This is a genomic window from Mesorhizobium waimense (assembly GCF_003601975.1).
GTDB lineage: Bacteria > Pseudomonadota > Alphaproteobacteria > Rhizobiales > Rhizobiaceae > Mesorhizobium > Mesorhizobium waimense.
The window spans coordinates 1-21,780 of the sequence record NZ_QZWZ01000053.1; the positions used below are offsets into that span (position 1 = coordinate 1).

Genomic DNA, 21,780 nt, shown 5'->3' on the forward strand with positions numbered 1-21,780 from the left:
GTGACGGCCTCGACGAGCCGCGCGCCGATGCCCCGGTCCCAAAGGTCGGGGCGGATCGTCAACGGTCCGAAGAAGCCGACGCTGCCCCAGCGGGTTGCGAAGTTGGAGCCCACCAGTTCACCGCCCAGCTCCGCGGCGAAGGCGGCGACGTAGGGCGCCTGCCAGCGGCCGCGTACGTAGTCGCGGTCGGACCAGAACGTCTCTGGTTCGGGTGCTCCCAAGAAGGTGCCAAAGGCCAGCCGGAAAATTCTTTCGGCTTCCGGCAGATCGGTCTCGGCCAGCGCGCGGATGGCTACGCTCGGTGCAGCCGTTCCCATATCGCCCTCCCTGGTTCGCTAAGGTATGCAGCGCCCGATGCGCTGCCCAAGGGCGCTGCGATGGGCTGAATTCTACTCTTCTCCAGAGGAATAGTCACGTCGCATGGGAGATGTCGGCCACCGGATCGGTCCTCTGGCGTTTGGTACCATCCGTCAGGCTTCTGCCACTAGCAAGGAAGTCAGCCAATGCCGCTGAGCTTCCCAGATAGCTCTATTCGACCAGCGATTCTTCCAGCCGCCGTACTGCAACCCCTTGCGCCAAAACTGCTGCGGCTTGGAAAGGTATATTGACAAAACTCGCGTCCACTCGCTTTCTTAAAGTGTTCTCTAATATACGGAGGCAGCGATGCCGTACACGTATCGGTGCAGGGACTATCCGGGGATGGAAGCGTGCCCGGCGAGCTTTACGGCAGAGAGCGCGTCAGAGGTAATGAAGCACGTCGAACTACACGCTGAAGTCGCCCACGGTGAAGACCCGAAACAGTGGTCGCAAGGTGACCGGGAGCAAGTCCAAAACCTGATTGTCGCCAGCTAGGTTGACGGGGATTTTGAGAAGGGCAAAGCCGACGGCGCGACAGCATCGCTGGCTCTATTCAAGCACACGGTTGCGGCGCTCGGTTACTGACTAGGGCGCGTATGCGGCCCGCTCCGGCAGGCCGGCCTTGCGGAGATTCTTGCGAAAATGCTCAAAGTACGCGGCATCACCATAGGGTGCGAGCTTCGGATCGGTCCATTTTTCCAGCGTGGCGCCGGCATCGAGTTCGAGAGCGCGTTTCACCGATTTCTGGGCCCGCTGCTGGTTCCCGGCGGCAGCGAAGCTGGCGGCCTGATAGATGCGCATGATGGCGCTATCCAGCGAGCGCAGGCTGGCGAAGGTGGCGATGGCTTTGTCGTATTGGCGGGCATCGAAATAGATCTGGCCCAGTTGGGAAGTGTACCATTCATAGTGAAACGGATTGAGGCGCATGGCCTTTCGTGCGTGCTCGATGCCCTCTTCCGCCCTGCCCGCATAGCTCAGGCAAAGAGCGTAGTCGGTCGTCACGTCGGCGTCGTTGGGATTGCATTCGAGGGCCTTCCGGAAGGCCTCAAGTGCCACGCCATGATTCAAAGTATACAAATGATAGTTGGCGAAAGCCCAATAGGACCAGGAATCGCCGTCGTCGCAGGCAATCGCCTTCACTGCCCATCGGCGGGCCAGTTCCATTGAAGCGTCATGGTCGTCGGCCCAGCCGCAACAGGCGTCGACCGTGTGACTCATTGACATTTTGCTATAGGCCTTGGCAAGTCTCGGATCACATTCGATTGCCCTAGTCAGATGCTCCCTGGCAAGGCTCTCTCCTTCCTTGCTGAAACGACAGGCATCAATAGCGCGCTGGAGATGGTCCAGGGCGACGAAACTCTCGAGTCCGGCGGACTTGCTTCGGTCACGCCAGGCCTTGCCGAGCCTGCCGCCATAGCCGGACGCAAGCGTGCCGATGATCGTCCCGGTGATTTCGTCCTGGACCGAGAAGATATCCGTCAGTTGCCGGTCATAGGTCTCGGTCCAAAGCTGCCGGCTCTCGGCTCCGTCGACAAGCTGGACCGAGACGCGGATGCGATCCCCAGCCTTCTGAACACTTCCCTCCAGAATGTAGCGGACCGAAAGTTCACGCGCGGCGTCAGCCGACGTCACCGGCCGTTTCCGGTAGGCTAGGGTCGAAAACCTGTCGATGACGAACAACTCGTGAAAGCGCCCGAGGCTGGCGACGATGTTGAGCGCCAATCCTTCGCAGAAAATATTCTGCGCCGCATCGCCGCTCATGTTGTCGAAGGGAAGAACGGCAATGGACGGTCTGATCGGCGGCGAAGCCTCGCCTTCAACAGGCGCGGCCGATAACGCCGCGACTGGCCTCGGTCCCGCATATTTGTAGCCTCGGCCGTGCACCGTCATGATCATGCCGGCGTCGAGCGCCTTGCGCAGCGCCGAGATGTGGACCTGCAGCGTGTTCTCCTCCACCGCCAGGCCGGGCCAAACCGCGTCGAAGAGTTCGGTCTTGGCGATCACCGCGTCCGGCCTCTCCAGCAACGTGGCGAGGACGTCGAAGGATCGCGCCGAAAGTTCCATCGGTCCCTTAGGCCCCAGCAGCAGCCGTTCGGCGCGTTTCAGGCGATAGTTCCCAAACTCCAAGTCCATTTTGCCAAGAACCCGGTCCCTCGGGGGCAGGATACCCCAAGACGGTCCCGAAGGCGAACTTCAGTGCTGTTCAGGACTCTTCAGGTTCTGGCCAAGGACCTGAGTGAGAAGCGGTGTCACTCTCGCCGTCACAGGAGGACACCATGGCTGACATCTCCACCTCCGCCCCGACTACCGTCCCACGCCTTGGCCCGTCACGGCTAAGCTTTCCGAGGCTTACAGTTGGCGCATCGCTCGACGCCATATCCGGTTTGATAGGCGATGCGTTTAGTATGGCCTACGTGGACCCCTACACCAGTCTCCGTCGCCAGCCGCAGGTCGTCCCGGACGATGATCTCGAAGGTCGGGATCCCACTTGGTGAGTTGCTCACAATTCATCCATGGAGATGGCCGCGTGGGTTCGGATGATCGTGCTCCGCTTCGCCGCTTGAAAAGCGGACATTTGCCGCCGCCAGGGCCGGCATGTGTTCAAACATCTCGCTCTCAAAAGACGCTGCGATCTTGTTCGCTTGGGAGAGCGGCTGGTCTTGATCGACGCTGATGGCAACGTCCGCGTGCAGCTTGTGTCCAATCCACCGTGCCTTGGCATCGATGATTTTGATGCCGGGAATATGTTCTGCCGCGTGATGGATGTCATCGATCACCCCGGGCTCGACCCCATCGAGCATGCGGGTCACGACTGAGCGCGCTGACTGCCAGACGATCCCGAAGATCGCGATCGTGATGAGCAGTCCCACGATCGGATCGGCAAGCGGAAAGCCGAGCCAGACGCCAAGTGCCCCGATGACCACGGCAAGGCTGGTAAGACCGTCAGTGCGGGCGTGGTAGCCATCGGCAATGAGCGCGGCGCCCTTCCCCGAACATGGACAGCACAGCAGCCAGATGGCCGTGTGCTCGTTTCAGGCGCGTGATGATTTCCGGGTGCGACGTGTGTTTCATTTATATCCTATCCTCCTGGATAGGATATAAAACAATGACAAACTTGAACAGGGTTCGCCGCACGTTTGCCGCCAAAAACCGAGCCTCACGTTGGGCCCCTCCAGCGCAACAACCTCATGGCGTTCGCCGTGACCAGAACCGTCGCTCCGGTATCGGCCAGGATGGCAGGCCACAGGCCGGTAATGCCGACCACGGTCGTCACCAGAAACACCGCCTTCAATCCTAGCGCGATGGTGATGTTCTGCTTGATGTTGGCCATGGTGGCTTGTGACAGCCTGATCATCGCCGCGACATCGCCGACCCGGCCGTGCAGCACCGCCGCATCGGCGGTTTCCAGGGCGACATCGGTGCCGCCGCCCATGGCGATGCCGATATCGGCGGCGGCGAGCGCCGGCGCGTCATTGATGCCGTCGCCAACCTTGGCGACCTTTAGCCCCTGCCCTTTCAACTCGCCGACGATACGTTGCTTGTCTTCCGGCAGCAGTTCTGCCTGCACGTCAATGCCAAGCTGCTTGCCGATGGCCAGCGCCGTGCGCTTGTTGTCGCCAGTAAGCATGACCGTCTTGATGCCTGCATCGGCCAAAGCTCTGCGTGCGACCTGGGCGTCCGGCCGAGGCTCGTCGCGCATGGCGATGAAACCGGCCAGCACATCATTGACCAGCAGGACCGACACTGATTTGCCTTCGTCGTTGAGTGCGGCGATCCGTGCCGCCTGGTCGGCCGGCAGCGAGACACTTTCACTGGCGGCGTTCGGAGAACCCAGAAACACGCTCTTGCCGCCGACGCGGCCGACGACGCCCTTGCCGCCAAGCGCCTTTGCCTCCGCCGCCGGCGGCACCGGCACACGATCGGCTTTCGCCCGTTCCAGGATGGCCTGGGCCAGCGGATGGCTCGACCCGGTCTCAAGCGCTGCGGCCAGCGACATCACCTCCCTTTCGCCGACGCCGACCGCCACGACATCCGTCACCTTCGGCTTGCCTTCGGTCAGCGTGCCGGTCTTGTCGAGCGCCACGGCTGTGATCTTGCCGAGCCCCTCCAGGACCGCGCCGCCTTTCATCAGCAGGCCACGCCGGGCTCCGGCCGAGAGCGAGGCCGCGATTGCCGCTGGCACCGAAATGACCAGCGCGCAGGGGCAGCCGATCAGCAGCAAGGCCAGCCCCTTGTAGATCCATTCGCTCCAGTTGCCGCCAAGAAAGAACGGCGGAACGACGGCCACCAGCAACGCAATGGCCACGACACCGGGCATATACCAGCGCGAGAAACGGTCGATGAAGCGCTCGGTCGGCGCTTTACTTTCCTGTGCTTCTTCAACCAGCCTGACGATGCGGGCGATGGTGTTGTCGGCGGCTGCCGCCGTCATCTTCACGCGCAGCACGCCATCGCCATTGATCGTTCCGGCGAAGACCGTGTCGCCGGTCGTCTTGCGCACCGGAACGCTTTCGCCCGACACCGGGGATTCATCGATGGCGCTGTCCCCTTCGGCGATATCGCCATCGGCCGGGATACGGTCGCCTGGTCGAACCAGGATCGTCGCTCCCACGGCCAGCCTATCGGCCGACACCTCGCGGGTAGAGCCATTCTCTTCGATGAGAGCGGTCTTGGGGACGAGCGTGGTCAGCGCCTGGATGCTCGACCGCGCCTTGCCGGCGGCCACGCCTTCCAGCAGTTCACCGACGAGGAACAGAAAGACCACCGTCGCCGCTTCCTCGCCGGCGCCGATGATGACGGCGCCTACCGCAGCCACGGCCATCAGCATTTCGATGGTGAACGGAATGCCGGCGAGCGCCGCCATGATCGCCCGCCGCGCGATCGGCACCAAGCCGATCAGCATGGCGGCGACGAAAGCCCATGGTCCGGTCGCAGGAAAAGCGGTGTGAAACGCAAAAGCCGCGATCAGCGCGGCGCCGCTGGCAATGGTAAGGCGACCCTTGGCGCTCTTCCACCACGGCCGCGAGGTCGGCGTGTGATCGTGGCTCTGCAGTCCGGCCGCCGCCTCGCCATGCTCGTGTCTTTCTTGGCCGGTACGATCGTGGCTGTGTTCGGGCCCCGGCCGCGCCGTGTCTGCTCGGGTCAGCGGCGCGACCGTATAGCCGATATCGATGACTTTTTTCTCGATCGCGGCAAGATCGCTCTCCGGCGCGTGATGCACCGTCATGGTGCCGGCTGCGACCGAAACGCTTACATCTTCTACGCCGGGCATCCGCCGCACGGTGCTGCCGATCTTGCTGGCGCAACTGGCGCAATCCATGCCTTCGACACGATAACGGACCTGATTGGCGACTGAGGTCACTTTCTCGCTCCTTGAAGTCTCGGAACGGATGGCAGGCAAGTCGAAGTCCGCAACACGAAGGCGCCAACGCTCGCTGAACTCAAAATGCTGATTGCCAAGAGGGAGCTCATCCTTCCGGCGAAGTTGGAAACTGTCGCTCGCGTGATGTTTGCAGAGCCGGACTACGTTGCCTTCGAAAATTCTGCCTCGATCGCTCGCCGGTGCAACGTGTCAACGACAACCTTATCTCGCCTCGCTCCGCGCCTTGGCTTCAGGTCTTTTAAAGAAATGCAGAACTGCTTCCGAAATCACATCCTTGATCGAAAGGCCCAGCGCAAGCCGAGCTGATAACTCGGCTACATCGATCACTGAGAAGTCAGATCCGCGCCTTGAGTAAGCCCGCGGCCCAAAGTTCAGCTTTCCAGCCCGGCGTTCCCATGGGCTGACTTTCCGCTTACGGCCCACAAACGCGACGGATCAAGCGGCCTTCGGAAGGACGGCCGTACCCCACCTTCACGAGCAGTCCGTCGCCTCGGTGACCCGCGCCCGGTGTCGTCAAATCTGCACTCCCCTTGGTCCGAAAGCGCCCTGCAGAAACGCCGCAGCGGTTCGTGCGCACATGGCCAGTGACACCGCACCTGCATCGGGGTGGCCGATGCTCCGTTCCGCCAGCGGCCGTGCGCGACCGAGCTTCGGGGCGAGCGACGATGTCGCATCAGCTGCCAGCGTCGCCGCGTTGGCAGCATCGCCCCAGGCATCCGCCAACGACTTTCCGGATGCGACCCTATGTTCCAGAGTCTCTACGAACGGCACGAGGGCGTCGACCAAAGTCTTGTCACCGATGTTCGCACCTCCTAACCGCGTCACGCCGTTTAGCGCGAGCCGCGCTCCTAGGACGACCGCCTCTGTCGTCACAGCTTCATCGTCACTGAAGCTGCTACTCCACGACCGGAGCAGCAAGCCCCAGAGCGCCCCGGACGTGCCCCCTGCCCTGTCGGCCCAGCCATCGCCGGCCGCGGCGAGTATACTCGCCGCGCCGGCACCGGCTGTCGCCGCGGCCCAAGCGGCGGCGGCCGCTGCGGCCGACCCGCGGCTCATGCCTTGCCCATGATCCCCGTCGCCGGCTACGGCGTCGATACGGCCGAGTTGCTCCTCGGCGGCGTTCAGCATCGCAGAGACCCTCTGCATCATTTTGGCGATACAGGCGCCGCTCGCCTTGGACGCTTCGGAAGCCGAGCCGTAAATCGGTTGTCCTTCTGCACCATTTAGGACGTCCGTGGCCGGTTTAACGGCGATCACCGCCCCTTTGCGCAGGACGGGCGCATCGCTCGGCGCGCGCCAATAGATCTCCAATTCGTCATCGAGCCACAACAAAGTCAGCGAACACCCCTGCATGTCCAAGCTGGTGACAAATTCGCCGGCTTCGGGTTCGACCGCCTCGAGCCCTTCTGTCTTGAGCTCCGAAGCAATTGCCTGCCACAGCACGAAGAGTTCCTCGTATTTCGTCGAGCCGAGGCCATTGAGCAGGGCGGCCACCCTGTTCGCTCCGGCCGGACGCTCGGAGACGAGTGTGCCGACGAGAAGTTTTGCGAGATCGGAAGCTGACGTTATGTCTTCCTCGCGAATTCCGGGTTCACCGTGGATGCCCAGACCCAACGCCATCTTTCCGCCAGGAACGGCAAACAGCGGAGTAGCTGCGCCCGGTAGCGTGCATCCTTTGTAGGCCACACCGAAAGACACCGTGCGGTCGTTGGCGTGGCGGGCGATGCGCTCGACCTCGTTGATCGGCAGGCCCGCTTCGGCGGCGGCGCCCGCTATCTTGAACACAATGACGGTGCCGGCAATGCCGCGCCGCCTGGCAGCGGCATTCACGGGCGAACTGGCGATGTCGTCCGTCACCGGCAGGATCCGGACGTCAATGCCTTCTGCTTGCAATCGCTCCGCCGCCACGCCGAAATTCAGGACGTCGCCGGCGTAATTGCCGAAGCCGAGCAGAATTCCACCGCCTTGGTCTGCATGCCGGCATACGCGCGCTACGGCGGCAGTCGACGGCGAGGCGAACACATCGCCGGCGACCGCAGCATCTGCCAAGCCTGGGCCAACGTAACCCGCGAACGCGGGATAGTGCCCCGAGCCGCCTCCGACAACGAGGGAGACCTTGCCTTTCGGCACTTCGGTCGAACGCACCACCCCGCCCTTGACCAAGCGAACATGCCGGCCGTGGATCGCACAAAAGCCTGCCAGAGCTGCCGAAGCGAAATCTTCTGGAGCGTCGTAAATTGTGGTCATCGCTCAGTCTCCCCGTTGCTTGATACTGTCTTGGGGAGAATGCGCCTCAGATAGTCGCGGTTGGCGGCACTGACAGATAACCCGTCGCCGCCATAGTGCTCGCAAAGGAAGGGGCTGGCAAAACCATGGTCAAGCGCAAGGCCTATGGCGACGCGATAGTTGACGATACCCGTCTCAAGTGGGGCCGGATGCGTGATGATCGCACCGGAAATAGGATCTTCAACGCGGGTATAATTCTTCACGTGCCAGTATTTGGCGTATGGCGCGACTTTGTCGATCATCTCCAGCCAGTGCTCGACCGGCCTGTGCAGGCGAATGAGGTTGCCGACATCGGCGTTGATGCCCACATTCGGCAGACCGACATCGGTGACGAAGCGAACCGAGCTTTCGGCCGTTCCGAGATAGGTGTCCTCATACATTTCGAGCGACAGTTCGATGCCGAGCTCCTCTGCGTGACGGCCGAGTTCGTGGATGCGCGCCACGGCTTTCCTCCATACCTGCGGATCGTCGGGATTCCTGACGCCATCCACCGTCCAGAACCACAGCGCCGCCTTCTGGGCATCGGTCAACGGCCCGAACAGACCGAACGACACACAGCCAGCGCCGACCCGTGCAGCGGTTTCAATGACACGATGGCCATAGGCTAGATGCACATCGCCATCTTCCGGGTCGATGACGCTTCGCCGCGAGGTCGAGATCGCGGGAATCGCCAGATTTAGCGAACCTGCCAATTTCACGAAATCATCCAGCCGTGCGGCGGAGAGATCGGCCAGCCTCAGCCAGCTGTCGGTCGGGTCGAGTTCAGTGAAGCCGGCATCCACAACATCGGCAAGTGTTGTTCCCCACTCCTCGACACTCTGATCCTGGACCGATCGGCCGTCGCGCAAGACATTTGGATACTGGATCATGGCTGCGGCTATCGGCCAATTGTGTCTATTCCACTTCCTCGGTGGGATAGTCATGGGAACCTCCATTAGGGGGAAAAGGCTGGGACTGTCGAGGTGAGCTCAAAGCGGGTTTTCGCTCGGGCCCTGCTGCAAGTCCGGCCTCGTCATTCGTCTGCGCGAGATTCCCAGTACCCACATCAGCAAGGGGGATAAGAGAAGAAGGCAGCCGATTGCCATCAGCGTGGATACGAGACCATTCGACCAGAAAATGCTCAGCTTTCCAGACGACAACAGCATCGATTGGCGAAACGCGTCTTCCGCCTTGTCTCCCAGCACCATAGCCAGAACCAGCGGGGCGAGCGGATAGTCGAGTTTCTTGAAAATGTAGCCGAGCAGGCCAAACAGAACGACCAGCCAGACGTCAGTGAGAGAGTTGCTTACCTGGTAAGCGCCACTGAAGATGACCGCCACGATGACCGGACCGATGATGGTGAACGGCACGCGCAGGATCGAGGCGTAAAGAGGCACGGTAGCGATCACCAATATGACCGCGACGATATTGCCGAGATACATACTTGCAATCAGGCCCCAGACGAAGTCCGGACGTTCGACGAACAGCATGGGGCCAGGGGTGAGGCCCCAGATCATCAGACCGCCCATCATGACCGCCGCCGTGGCCGAGCCTGGCACGCCCAGGGCCAGCATCGGCAGTAGCGCCGACGTTCCAGCCGAATGGTCCGCGGTCTCCGGCGCGACGATGCCGCGCGGGTCGCCCTTGCCGAAGTTCGACTTGTCGCGTGCCGAGCGGCTGGCCAGACCATAGCTCATGAAGGAGGCAGCGGTCGGGCCGGCGGGCGTGATGCCCATCAGGATGCCGATGAATATCGAGCGCAGAACCGTGAACCAATACCGCGGCAGTTCGAGCAGCGTGCGGCCGACCTCTGAAATCCGGACACGGGCCTTGATGCCTTCGAAGCGCAGCCCCTCCTCAGTGGTCAAGAGGAGTTCGCCGATGCCGAACAGCCCCATCACCGCGATCAGGAAGCTGATACCCTTGATCAGTTCGGGAATGTCGAAGGTCAGGCGAAGGTTGCCTGATATCGTATCCATCCCCACCGAAGCGAGCGCAAAGCCCAGCATCATCGATACCAGCGTCTTGGACGGCGCGCTGGAGCCCATCGAGATGAAACTGGCGAAGGCGAGAAAATAGACCGCGAAATATTCGGGCGACGAGAACCGCAGAGCAAAATTCGCAACCCATCCGGAAAGCAACGTGATCATCACGACGCCTGCGAGCGCGCCGATGCCGGCGGAGACAAATGCAAGTGTCAGCGCGCGGCTGGCCTGGCCGGCCTTCGCCATCGGGTAACCGTCAAAAGTCGTGGCTACCGACGAGGGTTCGCCCGGTATGTTAAACAGGATTGAGGTCGTCGACCCCCCGAATAGAGCGCCCCAGTACATGCAGGACAGCAGGATGATTCCCGAGATCGGGTCCATCGAGAACGTCAACGGCAGCAGGAGCGATACGCCATTCGGAGCACCAAGCCCTGGCAGCACTCCCACCAGGATGCCCAGCGTGACGCCGACCATCATCAGCAGCACGTGTTGAAAGGTCAGGATATGGCCGAAGCCTTCAAAGAGCAGGCCGATGTTGCCCATTGTTGTTCCTCCCCAGGATGCTTGCTGGACTGCGGATCAATAGATACCGAACCACGCCTCGACTGGCCCTTTGAGAAGAGGAACCTTGAAGCCCACCTCGAAGACGACGAAGAAAACCGCGGCCACGGCCAGCCCCGACGGCAGAGCAATCCACCATTTGTATTTGCCCTGGAAATGCATCGCGAACGCTATGTACAGAGCAGTTCCGACATAGAGACCAAGGAAACTGGAGACTGCTGCGTAAGCGACGAGCGGCAGCAGAAAGGACGAAACCGATTTGATGCGTCGCGCATCCAGAAAGATCACCCCGAGCTTTCGATGCCGTGTCACCGCCAGCGACATGTTCATGACACTGCCGAAGACAATCAGAAGGCCGACATAGAAGGGGAAGTAGCCGGCATCTGGCCCCATTTCGGTCCAGCCGGCACCTGCCTCGGTCGAGCCATAGCAAACTGCCACGCCTAACGCGGCTGTCGCTGCTGCAACCAAGATCTCCATTGCAAAGCGGGAGATGCCTCTCGCACCGTCGCTGCTCATAACCGACCTCCCGGTAAGAGGCGAGCGCCCGAAGGGCGCCCGCGCGTGACTTCGAAAGATATCAGTTGGCGAGCCAACCCTCACGCTTCAGGATTTCGCTCACCGAAGCTTCATCCGACTTTATGAAATCGGCAAACTGCGCGCCGCTCATGTAGTCGGCAGACTGCGAGGTGTCGGCGAGATACTTCGCCCATTCGGGCGTCTCGGAGACTTTCTTCAGGATATTCGCGTAGAAGTCGACGACATCCTGATCTACGCCGGCCGGCAGCCACACGGTGCGTGGCATGTTGTAGTCCGCGATCGGAATGCCGGAGTCCTTGCATGTCGGGATATCGGCCCAGCTCGCGTCACCTGCGACCTTGGCATCGTTCCTCAGCCTTTCTGATTTGAAGACGCAGACGGGTTTCACCATGCCCGCCTGCCACTGGCCGAGATTTTCGCTTGGATTGTTGACATTGGCCGCGACATGGCCGCCCGCGAGTTGGACCGCAGCTTCGCCGCCACTCTTGTAAGGAACGTAGCCGAGATTGGCACCAGTCGCCTCGTTGATCATGATGGTCAGGATCTGATCGGTATCCTTGGACTGGCTGCCGGCGACCTTGAGTTCGCCCCCTGCTTCCTTCGCCTTAGCGACGAAATCGGCCGCCGTCTTGTAGTCTGCCTTGCCATTGACCCAGAGAATGAACTCATCTGCGGCCAGTGCAGCCACCGGCGTCAGGTCGGCCGAAGTGTACGGCACTTTCGCACGGATCGGCAGCAGATAGGCGTTGTTGGTGCCGAAGGCGAGCTTGAAATTATCGCCTTTGGCCGTCGCCGTATAGACAAAGCCCTCGGCGCCGGCGGCACTGCCTTTGTTGGTAACAATCACCGGCGCCTTCATCAAATTATACTTCCCAATGATCGACTGGATCGTTCTTGCGAAGATGTCGGTGCCGCCGCCAGCTCCCGCCGTGACCACGAACTCGACCGGCCTGTCTGGATCGAATGCCAGCGCTGGAGTGGCCGCTCCCAGGACTGCCGCCAAGATGGTTGCAATGGATACTGAAGTTCTCATGGATACTCCTCCCTTTAAAAAACCGGCGTAGAGACCTCCCCGCACGCCGATATGCGAGACATTCTTGGTTCAGGCTGCCGCGGAGAGGCCAGCGCTGCGCCGCGCCATGCGGGCGGCGAGCAGGACTGCCTCGCGGCTGGCGCCGACGTCGGCGATACCCTTGCCAGCAATGTCGTAGGCCGTGCCGTGTGCGGGCGTGCACAGCGGAAAAGGCAGCCCGCCCATCATGGTGACACCCTTGTCGAAGCCCATCAGCTTCATCGCGATCTGGCCCTGGTCGTGATACATGGTCAGCACAGCCTGGAAGCCTTCTTTCAGCGCCCGCAGGAACACGGTATCGGCCGGGAATGGACCTTCGACGTTCAATCCCAGCGCCTTCGCCTTTGCCACGGCCGGTTCTATGATTTCGATCTCTTCCATGCCGAAGGCGCCACCATCGCCAGCGTGCGGGTTGAGCCCGGCGACCGCGATGCGCGGATCGTCATAACCAGCATCCCTGAGGCATCCGTATGTCAGTTGCAGTTCGGCAAGGATGAGGTCGACCGATAGGCTGGACGAAACGTCGGCAAGCGGGATGTGCGAGGTAACGCGCGCGTTCCAAACCTTGTCCAGGACGTTGAACTCCCGGACCTTGCCGGTGAAGCCGATCACATCGGCGACGAAGCGGATCTCGTCATCATAGCCTGGATAGGCAAATCGCATCGCCTTCTTGTTGAAGGGCGTGAAGCAGACGCCATTCACCGTTCCGGCATTCGCCAGTTCCAGGGCCGTGCGGAAGTTACGGGTCGCGAATGTTCCTCCGACCAGCGTCGCCTCGCCCCGCTCCACGTTATTCGGATCAAGATGACGCAGATCGACAAAGGCGTGACGGCCGCGATCCGTCCCGTCCAGTCCGTCGAGCGGCACTGTTTTGATATCGACTGTCACGCCGGCAACGCGAGCGCCTTCGTCCAAAACGCGGCGGTCGCCGATCACGACGAGTTTCGCTGCTTCTAGGATTTCAGGCAGAGCAACGAGCCGCGCCGTGAGTTCAGCGCTTACTCCGGCTGGGTCGCCCATGGCGAGTGCCAGCACCGGACGCGAGTCAGCCTCAACCGCAGCAACCATCATTTCCTCTCCGTTTCATCCTGCATACATGTCGCGGCGGCCTGCATCAAGTCTTTTGTATGCTGTATGCAGCATTTTTGTTTCTTGACGCCATCATCGGGAGACTCCATGCTATCGGCGACAAAAGAGTCGCCGTGTGGCTGCTTGAGTCTTCCGATTGGGGTGCAGATTTGATGGACGAGGCCATTCCCGTTGAACGCCAGCGTAGCGCCGCAGGTCCGATTCAACGCACCGTGCTTCACGAAACCATCGTCAACCATCTGCGCGACATGATCATCGAGGGCGAACTCGCTCCCGGCACCCGTCTTCACGAGGGCCAACTGGGCGAACAACTGGGCGTCTCGCGAACACCCCTACGGGAAGCCATCAAATATTTGGCCAGTGAAGGGCTGGTCGAATTGGTGCCCAGCCGAGGGGCTGTCGTGAAGCGTTTCGGCGCCAAGGAAGTTCAGGACATGCTAACCGTCCTGCAGGCAATGGAGGAATTAGCCGGAAGGTTGGCTTGCGATGTCGGTTCAGACGCGGGGATCGCGGCAATTCGGGCAACCCATGACGAAATGATCCGATGCTACGAGGCCAAGGATCGTATGCAATATTACAAGCTGAACCAGCAGATCCACTCCATGATCGTTGCGTTGTCGGGCAATACGACGCTGATCGATATCCATGGTACGCTGCAGACTCGACTGAAGCGCATCCGCTTCGTCGGCCATGAGGGTCCGGAGAATTGGGCTGCTGCCGTAGGCGAGCATAATGAAATGATCGTCGCACTTGAACTGCGCGACAAGGAACGGCTCTCGGAGGTTCTAGGACGTCACCTGCGAAAAGCGTGGGAGCGCGTCCGGCCACTTCTGTGAAGTGGTGGCGGTGGGTCTGCTATACGCCCGCCTGAAACACGCGATCTGCCTGCTCAACAACACTCTGCGGTAGGACATTGAGACCTTGTGCGATCACCTGTGACCGCATGGTCGGCGCTACGCTTGCCAGTGCATCGTGCGTACGCTTAGGCGTGTTGGTCAGCTTCAGAGCGGTGCAAGCGGTCATCGGACCCGTCGATATGGGTGATGTATTGCGGCTGCCGGGTTTCTGGCCCGCAGCGGTCAGCCGCACCGCATCCTCGACCCTTGTCGAGCGCTTCCACGTGTCATTTCTTTCGAACCGCGCGGGCAAGATAATGGTGCGCGATTGGCAATGGAAATCGATTTCAATCGCACGCCTCCAACGGCTCGTGCCGGCGGGTAATGAGGATGCCGACAATTTTCCGGCCGCGACCTCGCAGGAACCATATCGTCGGCACCGATGCGGGCAATATCGGCCCGGTCCTCGATGCCTTGCGCGCCGATGCCCTTGAAACATCGGTTCTGGTGACGCCGGCCTTTCCCGAAACCGATCGCACCGTCTACAAGGGCAATCTATTTGTCGGTGCGGTTCCGTTGAATGAGAGCTCGCTCAGGGATCATCCTCTCAATCCCATGCGCGATGCCAATCTGGTACGCGTGCTGGCTAGGCAGTCCACCGGGACGGTTGGGCTCGTCGAGCTCGCTACCGTCGCTCAGGGAGCGGATGCAATCCGCACCAGACTAGAACAGCTTTCTGCCAGCGGGACGGGAGCGGCCGTCGCCGACGCCGTTTTCGAGAGCGACCTCGAAGCAATCGGCACGGCAGCGTTAGTCCAACGCCTGTCGGTCGGAGCATCTGGCTTGGGATTGGGTCTCGCCCGGGGCCTGATCGCTGCCGGCGCCGCACGGCGATACGAACGGTCAACACAGGCCCAGAGGATCAGCGGTCCTGCAGCATGTCTTGCCGGCAGCTGCTCAACGGCGACGCTGAAACAGATTGCCAAAGCCGAACAGACGATGCCTGTCCTGAGGCTTGATCCGGAGAAATTGGTAAGCGATCCTTTGGAGACAGTAGAACGTGCCCTCACTTGGGCGACGGAGCACCTTGCTAAAGGCCCTATTCTGATTGCCAGCAGCGCGCCCCCGGATGAGGTTTCCAGACTCCAGGAACGCCATGGACGGGGGGCGGCCGGCCACACTATCGAGCGCGCCCTCGCGACGATTGCAGCGGGGCTGGTCGAGTTGGGAGTCCGCAGGCTGGTCGTTGCCGGTGGCGAGACATCTGGCGCGGTCGTCGATCGCCTGGCGATTCCAGCCTTCGAGTTGGGTCCGGAAATCGCGGCGGGCGTACCCGTGTTGCGAGCGTTGGGAAGTCAGGACGGCGAAATGGTGCTCGCACTTAAATCGGGCAATTTCGGTGGCAAAGGCTTCTTTGCGGACGCCTTGGCCATCATGGCGTGAGCGCCAAATCGCGCTCTTGGCTGCAAAAGGCCGGATGGACCGCATCCGGCCTCGAACTTATGGAATCAATGAGGTCGTCGCCACGCAGGCCATCGCCGTCTATCGCAAGATGGACGGCGCGGAGATCAGCGGCCGATCTCTCCGCGGTCCGCGCTGTCGGGTCCCGCTTGCTTGACGCTCGCCTTGCTGAGGTCGACGCCGCCCGCGCGATCGCCTGGGTCGCCTCGCTTACTCCAACTGCAGACCGTGACGCCTTCCGAAATGCGTTTGGAGATCAGGCTGCCGCACAGCTCGACGATCTCGTCCCTTCGGGCGCTCAGGCCCATGCCGTCCCCCCCTTTTTCTGGGTCTCGGGCGAATGAAACTTCGAACCGTTTGGGCACAAGCAAACGGGGCTTCCATCTCTGCAGCATTTCCACCAAAAGAGGCAAATGACCGAGGAGAAAATTATCATGAAGGCGATCGTGGTGACGGACCAGGCTACGGGAACGGCCGGGATGACGCTGGTGGAACGGCCCGAGCCGCAGGCAGCGATAAACGACGTCGTCGTTCAGGTTCATGCGTCAGGGTTCGTCCCGACTGAGCTGACCTGGCCCTCGACCTGGACCGATCGTGTCGATCGTGAGCGAACGCCATCGATCCCCGGGCACGAGCTGGCCGGAGTGGTCACCGCCCTCGGCTATGGCACGACGGGGCTATCGGTGGGACAGCGGGTGTTCGGTCTCACGGACTGGACACGCGACGGCACCCTGGCGGAGTACGTGGCCGTCGAGGCACGCAACCTGGCGCCACTGCCGGGCGACGTTGACTTCACGGTGGGCGCGAGCCTACCGATCTCGGGCCTGACCGCGTGGCAGGGACTGTTCGAGCACGGCCGCCTTCAGGCGGGGAAGAGCGTCCTCGTTCACGGTGCGGCCGGCGCAGTCGGTTCGATGGTGACGCAGCTCGCACGCCAGGCCGGCGCCTATGTCATCGGTACCGGACGCGCCGCCGACCGTAAGAAGGCGCTTGACTTCGACACGCAGGAGTTCGTCGACCTCGAGAACGATGTCCTCGAAGACGTTGGCGGAGTCGATCTGGTGTTCGACGTCATCGGCGGCGACATCGGGAAGCGGTCCGCGGGCCTGGTTCGAGCCGGAGGAACACTGGTGTCTATTGTCGGGCCGGCCGAGGCGCGGCCCGCCGACGGCCTGGCGATCGACTTCGTTGTCGAGTCCGATCGTGCCCAACTGAGTGAGATCGTCCAGCGGGTGCGGGACGGGCGGCTCCGGACAAACATCGGCAACGTCTCGACCCTCGATGACGCCGTCGCCGCCTTCAACCCGACCGAGCGACGCACGGGGAAGACGATCATCCGCGTTCGTCCGTGAGGGCCTGGGACGGCGAGCGATTCAGCCCTCATTAGATTCTGAACAGGCTTCCCATCCCCGCAATATTGGCGAACTCGGCGTGGCCTGGAGGTCAGGCCGCCGTCAACGCAGCGGCTCGATACCGCCCATAGCCGACCTTCACGAGCAGCCCTTCCCCGCACATCCGGGAGAGATAGCACCGTGGGATGCCGATGTCGGTGAGATCGCGGGTCCGCACCTCGCAGCGCACTTGGGCCAGAGCGACGGCGCGATCTCGGAGCGATGGCGGCCGCCCACCTGCAAGGCGTAGTGCTTCTGCGCGGTCCCGATCACGTTTTCGCATTTGAAACGGCTGTGGCGCGTCTCGGCATAGCGCTATGGCGAATTCGTATTTCGCTGCTTCGTCGATCCCGGGGAGCCACCGCCTTTTCTACGCCAAGGCTAGATTTTGCACACCAGTGTGCGATTTTCCCGGCGCTTCGATCCGCATCGCTTCTGCTGGAATGGCTAAGCAAACAGCGGAGAAGCTGATCGAAGTCAGTGGCAGGCTAGCGTAGCGCCCTGCCCTCGCCAAGGCCAGCAAAGCCTCACCGCTGATTCGGCGGCGGTATCGTGAAAAAGACATGCACACGGCGAGATTGCGCCGTGAACCGACATTGGAATTCCGGAAAGCACTCACGCGCAATGCGGCATTTGGATTACGGATAACTACGAAGCTCGATCAAAAAGTCCATCTATCAAGCATGGCTGGCGTATCAGCGAATGCGCATCCCCTGCGCGTCGAAAATGCGCGTGCGAGCGGGCAGGAAGCGAAGCGTTATGGTCTCGCCAAACCGCGGCTGGTCCTCACGTCTTTCGGCAACCACCGTTTCGCCGCTCGGCAGCATACCGTGAACGTACGAGGTCGATCCCAGGCGCTCGGTGACGTCGACGGCAAGCGAGAGCGTGACCCCCTGCTTTTCGTCGAGATGTTCCGGCCTGATGCCCAGCATGACGTTGCGGCCCGCCTCGAGCCGCGTCGCCAGATGCGAAATATCGACGCTCGCCTCGCCAGCATGCAAGGTTTTGCCGCCGTCGGCCACCGTCGCCCTGAGGAAATTCATGCGCGGCGTCCCGATGAAGCCGGCGACGAAGGCATTGTCCGGATCGTCATAGAGCGACAGCGGCGTGCCGATCTGCTCGATCCTGCCGGCTTTTAGCACGACGATCTTGTCGGCCAGCGTCAGCGCCTCGGTCTGGTCGTGCGTCACATAGACCATCGTGCGGCGAATCGACTGGTGCAGGCGCTTGATCTCAGCCCTGAGTTCCGTGCGCAGCGCCGCGTCGAGGTTGGACAGCGGCTCGTCGAACAGGAACAGCCGCGGATCGCGCACGAGCGCCCGGCCGATGGCGACGCGCTGTCGTTGACCGCCGGATAACTCACGCGGCTTGCGACCCAGCAAAGGTTCGATCTGCAGCAGCTTCGCCACTGCAACGACCTTCTCGTCCGACGTCTTGCGGTCGAGCCCGCGCATCTTCAGTGGGAACGCAATGTTCTCGGCCACCGACATGGTTGGATAGAGCGCGTAGGACTGGAACACCATCGCCACGTCACGCTCGCGCGCAGGAAGATTGGTGACGTTGCGATCGCCGATGACGATGGTGCCGGAATCGATCGGGTTAAGCCCGGCAATAGCGTGCAGCAGTGTCGATTTCCCGCAGCCGGACGGCCCGAGCAACACCACGAAGGACCCTTCCTCGACCTCGACAGAGACATCGTCCAGCACGCTGACCGCGCCGTAGGATTTCGACACCGACCTTATCGACAAATTCGCCATCGGATCTAACCCTTCACGCTGCCAAGTGTCATACCGCGCACGATCTGCCCTTGCACCAGAATGCCAAGCACGATCATCGGCAGCATGATGAGGGTGGCGGCGGCGGTGAGCGCGCCCCACTGGATGCCCTGGAAGGTCAGGAACGAGGTGATGGAGACCGGTAGGGTCTGCGTGTCGCGGCCGGTCAGCACCAGCGCGACGAAGAACTCGTTCCAGGTGAACAGCACGCACAGGATCAGCGTCGCCACCATGCCACCGCGGGCGGCCGGCAGATAGACATGCCAGAACACGCTGAACTCCCTGGCGCCGTCGACGCGGGCCGCATCGCGCAACTCCTTGGGAATGTCGTCGAAAAAGGTGATCAGCAGCGAGATGGCGAACGGCACGTTGACAAAGGCATAGGCGGCAATCAGCAGCCAGTGCTGGTTGAGCGCACCGATCCGGGTCGCCAAGTAATACATCGGAATGACGAACAGCAGCGCCGGCGCGATGCGCAGGCTGAGGATGAATTTCTCCTTGGAGCGGCGCAGGTCGCCCGGCTGCTGCGCCAGCCCGTAGGCGGCGACGGAGCCGACGGCCACCGCCAGCGCGCTGGACAGGATGGAGATCACGAAGCTGTTGGCGAAGGCGCTGAGGAAGCCGCGATTGGCGAACACCGTGCGGTAGTTCTCCAAGGTCGGGCTGAAGAACCAGACCGGGGGGATGGCGAAGGCGTCGCGCGTGGTCTTGAACGAGGTGACGACCACCCAGTAGAGCGGGAACAGCACCGCCAGCAAAAGCAGCAGCAGCCCGACATAGAAAATCGTGCGCCTGGCCATCAGCGCTCTCCCGATTTCGGAAACAGCACGCTGTACATGGTCAGCAGCGCGACATTGGTGAAGATCGTCAGGATGATGGCGATCGCCAGCGCGTAGGAAATGTCGAAATTGGTGAATGCAGCGATGTAGCCATAGTAGTTGAGCGTCTCGGTCGACAGCGCCGGCCCGCCGCGCGTCATGATGTAGAACAGATCGAAGGCCTTGATGCTGTCGATCGCCCTGATCAGCGCGACGATAGCGAGCGCCCGGCGCAGCATCGGCAACAGCACATACCAGGCGACCTGCCATTCGCGCGCACCGTCGACGCGGGCGGCGTTGAGGGGATCGGTCGGCGCCGATTCCAGTGCCGCCATCACCAAAAGGATGACGAAGGGCGTCCACTGCCAGATGTCGGCGATGAGCACGGAATACAGCGCAAGCTGCGGACTGCCCAGCCAGTCGACCTGGGACAGGCCTGCCAGCGACAGAAGGTAGTTGGCCATACCGGTGGCCGGATCGAAGAGGAAGCGCCATGTCAGGCCGACAACCACCGGCGTCATGATGATCGGTACCAGAAGCAGCGTCCGGACCAGCCGCTTCATAGCGAAGTCGCGGTCGAGAAACAGCACCACGGCAAGCCCGAGCGCGATTTCCACCACCGTCGCCAGGGTCGTGAACAGGACGGTACGCCAGAGTGCCGCCATGGCGCGTGGATCGCCAAAGAAGCGCAGATAATTGTCGAGGCCGACGAACTTCTCGCGCCCGGCGCGCATCAGCGACAGGTCGTGCAGCGATATCCAGATCACGAACAGCGTCAGCGCGACCGAAGCAACGGTCAGGCAGACGATGATCGGCTGGAAGAAGTGCCTGGTCGGATCCGACGCTGCTGTTGCCATAGTTCAATCCATCAATTCGGGATTTCGCCCTGCCGCGCACAGGGAGCGCACGCGGCAGGGCACGCCTGCCCGCTTATCGGGCGAGCGCGGCGTTGTTGGCCTCATCCGCCTCTTTCAGGGCGTCTGCGGCGCTGGCGGTGCCGGAAAGCGCCTTGGAGACAGCGATGCCGGTGTTGTTGATGATCTCGTTGGCCTGCTCGACCGTCGGCAGATATTGCGGATTACCGGCATTGATGGCGGCGATCATGCCTTCCCTGAAAGCACCGTACCGCTTGCCGAAGCTGTCGCCGTTCAGGACCGAAAGCGATGTCACGCCGGAGTTGGGATCGGTTTCGATCGCCTTCAGTTGCTGCTCCTTGGCGGTCGCCCAGGCGGCGAAGAACGCGGCTGCCTCCTGGTTCTTGGATTCGGCGGAGACATACATCGAGTGGACGGCGAGTGACGACGAACCGCCCTTGGGCGGCGACGATTGCATCGGCACCGGCACATAGCCGACCTTACCGACCACCGACGAGGCCGTGGGATCTTCATTGTAGGCGCCGTTGACAGTGGCATCGAGCGTGATCGCCGCCTTGCCCTGCTGGAACAGCAGGCGGTTTTCCTCCCAGCCGAAATTGGCGACGCCAACCGGACCGTAGTCCTTCAGCACCTTGGTGAAGGCGTCGAGTGCAGCGATGCCTTCCGGCGTTGCCAGCGCCGACTTGCCGTTGGCGTCGAGGAACGAGCCGCCGAAGCCCCACAGATAGGCAGCCCAGACATAGACGCCCTGGATGCCTTGCTGGCCGCGCATGGTGATGCCGGCGATCTGTTTGTTGGTTTTCTCGGAGATGGTCTTGGCCGCGTTCTCGATGTCCTCGAACGTCTTGGGTGCGGCGAGACCATACTGTTCGAACAGGTCCTTGCGGTACATGACGAAGGTGCTCTCGCCATAGACCGGCAGCCCGTAGATCTTGCCGTCGAGAACATTGGTGTTGAAATAGCCGGGCACGAAATCGGCCTTGTCGAACTGCGCTGCGTGCTTGGCCAGGAAGTCGTCGAGCGGCACGATAAAGCCGGACTTCACGAAGCCTGGCAGGTAGATGATGTTGTTCTGGACGACGTCATAGCGGCCGGATTTGGAGGAGAACTCCAGCAGCTCCTTAGCCGTAATGTCGGATTCGGGAACGACCTCGAGCGCCACGTCGATGCCGGTCGCTTCCTTGAAGGCCGGCAGCAGCTTCTGAATGGCGTCCGTGGTCGGATGTCCTTCGAGCAGCACCGACAGTTGCACACCGTCGAACGGCTTGTCCTGCGCCGAAGCCGGCAAGGCCGTGGCAAGTGCGGCGACTGCCGCGGTAAGCATCAACACATTGCGTCTGGTAAGCATATTGTCGTCTCCCATTGTTGGGCC

The 21,780-nt window shown here is 61.7% G+C and carries 19 protein-coding genes; 4 read left to right on the top strand and 15 right to left on the bottom strand.

The features are described 5' to 3' along the window. Positions 1-317 (bottom strand): GNAT family N-acetyltransferase (locus D3227_RS34375; RefSeq protein WP_147377765.1); only part of this gene is annotated, 317 nt, incomplete at its 3' end. A gap of 346 nt (positions 318-663) precedes the next feature. Between D3227_RS34375 and D3227_RS34380 the strand changes: the two genes are divergently transcribed. Continuing rightward, positions 664-852: a DUF1059 domain-containing protein gene (locus tag D3227_RS34380; RefSeq protein WP_006200939.1), complete on the top strand. Its 189-nt coding sequence runs from the start codon at positions 664-666 to the stop codon at positions 850-852. 90 nt (positions 853-942) lie between these two features. Here D3227_RS34380 and D3227_RS34385 read toward each other — a convergent pair whose 3' ends face one another. From D3227_RS34385 to D3227_RS34440, 9 genes are all read right to left on the bottom strand, one after another. Beyond that, entirely contained in the window at positions 943-2,490 is a 1,548-nt protein-coding gene (locus D3227_RS34385) for a winged helix-turn-helix domain-containing tetratricopeptide repeat protein (protein ID WP_120018585.1), read from the bottom strand. Between the two features lie 374 nt (positions 2,491-2,864). After that, positions 2,865-3,374, bottom strand: a complete 510-nt coding sequence (locus D3227_RS34395; RefSeq protein ID WP_120018586.1) for a cation diffusion facilitator family transporter — start codon at positions 3,372-3,374, stop codon at positions 2,865-2,867. 140 nt (positions 3,375-3,514) lie between these two features. Beyond that, positions 3,515-5,719 carry a heavy metal translocating P-type ATPase gene (locus D3227_RS34405; RefSeq protein ID WP_281035017.1) on the bottom strand — a complete coding sequence of 735 codons (2,205 nt, stop codon included), beginning with the start codon at positions 5,717-5,719 and terminating at the stop codon, positions 3,515-3,517. Positions 5,720-6,253: 534 nt separating this feature from the next. After that, positions 6,254-7,987, bottom strand: a complete 1,734-nt coding sequence (locus D3227_RS34415) for a dihydroxyacetone kinase family protein (protein WP_120018588.1) — start codon at positions 7,985-7,987, stop codon at positions 6,254-6,256. Next, positions 7,984-8,949, bottom strand: a complete 966-nt coding sequence (locus D3227_RS34420) for a sugar phosphate isomerase/epimerase family protein (RefSeq protein WP_167480986.1) — start codon at positions 8,947-8,949, stop codon at positions 7,984-7,986. The genes D3227_RS34415 and D3227_RS34420 overlap by 4 nt, the downstream gene beginning before the upstream one ends. A 45-nt stretch (positions 8,950-8,994) precedes the next feature. Continuing rightward, positions 8,995-10,533 (bottom strand): tripartite tricarboxylate transporter permease, encoded by a 1,539-nt coding sequence (locus D3227_RS34425; RefSeq protein WP_120018589.1) that lies wholly within the window; start codon positions 10,531-10,533, stop codon positions 8,995-8,997. Between the two features lie 36 nt (positions 10,534-10,569). Next, complete coding sequence (locus D3227_RS34430; protein WP_120018590.1) at positions 10,570-11,070, bottom strand: tripartite tricarboxylate transporter TctB family protein; 501 nt, start codon at positions 11,068-11,070, stop codon at positions 10,570-10,572. Positions 11,071-11,131: 61 nt separating this feature from the next. Then, positions 11,132-12,124 (bottom strand): Bug family tripartite tricarboxylate transporter substrate binding protein, encoded by a 993-nt coding sequence (locus D3227_RS34435; protein ID WP_120018591.1) that lies wholly within the window; start codon positions 12,122-12,124, stop codon positions 11,132-11,134. A 69-nt stretch (positions 12,125-12,193) separates the two neighbouring features. Continuing rightward, the gene (locus D3227_RS34440) at positions 12,194-13,231 is read right to left on the bottom strand and encodes a 4-hydroxythreonine-4-phosphate dehydrogenase PdxA (protein ID WP_167480987.1); all 1,038 of its coding nucleotides are present in this window, start codon (positions 13,229-13,231) and stop codon (positions 12,194-12,196) included. A gap of 173 nt (positions 13,232-13,404) precedes the next feature. Between D3227_RS34440 and D3227_RS34445 the strand changes: the two genes are divergently transcribed. Both D3227_RS34445 and otnK read left to right on the top strand, forming a co-directional pair. Continuing rightward, on the top strand, positions 13,405-14,088 hold the full coding sequence (locus D3227_RS34445; protein WP_120018615.1) for a GntR family transcriptional regulator: 684 nt from the start codon (positions 13,405-13,407) through the stop codon (positions 14,086-14,088). 390 nt (positions 14,089-14,478) lie between these two features. Further along, entirely contained in the window at positions 14,479-15,531 is a 1,053-nt protein-coding gene (otnK, locus tag D3227_RS34455; protein ID WP_245452033.1) for a 3-oxo-tetronate kinase, read from the top strand. 125 nt (positions 15,532-15,656) lie between these two features. On the opposite strand, the gene D3227_RS34460 is transcribed toward otnK, so the two are convergent. Further along, a complete protein-coding gene (locus tag D3227_RS34460; protein ID WP_120018595.1) occupies positions 15,657-15,857 on the bottom strand; it encodes a hypothetical protein in 201 nt (66 codons plus the stop codon). Positions 15,858-15,983: 126 nt separating this feature from the next. Between D3227_RS34460 and D3227_RS34465 the strand changes: the two genes are divergently transcribed. Continuing rightward, positions 15,984-16,901, top strand: coding sequence for an NADP-dependent oxidoreductase (locus tag D3227_RS34465; RefSeq protein WP_120018616.1), 918 nt, complete (start codon positions 15,984-15,986; stop codon positions 16,899-16,901). A gap of 734 nt (positions 16,902-17,635) precedes the next feature. Here D3227_RS34465 and D3227_RS34475 read toward each other — a convergent pair. The 4 genes from D3227_RS34475 to D3227_RS34490 all read right to left on the bottom strand — a co-directional run bounded on the left by D3227_RS34475 (position 17,636) and on the right by D3227_RS34490 (position 21,756). Then, on the bottom strand, positions 17,636-18,697 hold the full coding sequence (locus D3227_RS34475; protein ID WP_120018597.1) for an ABC transporter ATP-binding protein: 1,062 nt from the start codon (positions 18,695-18,697) through the stop codon (positions 17,636-17,638). 5 nt (positions 18,698-18,702) lie between these two features. Then, positions 18,703-19,515, bottom strand: a complete 813-nt coding sequence (locus D3227_RS34480) for a carbohydrate ABC transporter permease (RefSeq protein ID WP_120018598.1) — start codon at positions 19,513-19,515, stop codon at positions 18,703-18,705. After that, positions 19,515-20,390, bottom strand: coding sequence for a carbohydrate ABC transporter permease (locus D3227_RS34485; RefSeq protein WP_120018599.1), 876 nt, complete (start codon positions 20,388-20,390; stop codon positions 19,515-19,517). The genes D3227_RS34480 and D3227_RS34485 overlap by 1 nt, the downstream gene beginning before the upstream one ends. 73 nt (positions 20,391-20,463) lie before the next feature. Continuing rightward, entirely contained in the window at positions 20,464-21,756 is a 1,293-nt protein-coding gene (locus D3227_RS34490) for an ABC transporter substrate-binding protein (protein ID WP_120018617.1), read from the bottom strand. Between the last annotated feature and the right edge of the window lie 24 nt (positions 21,757-21,780).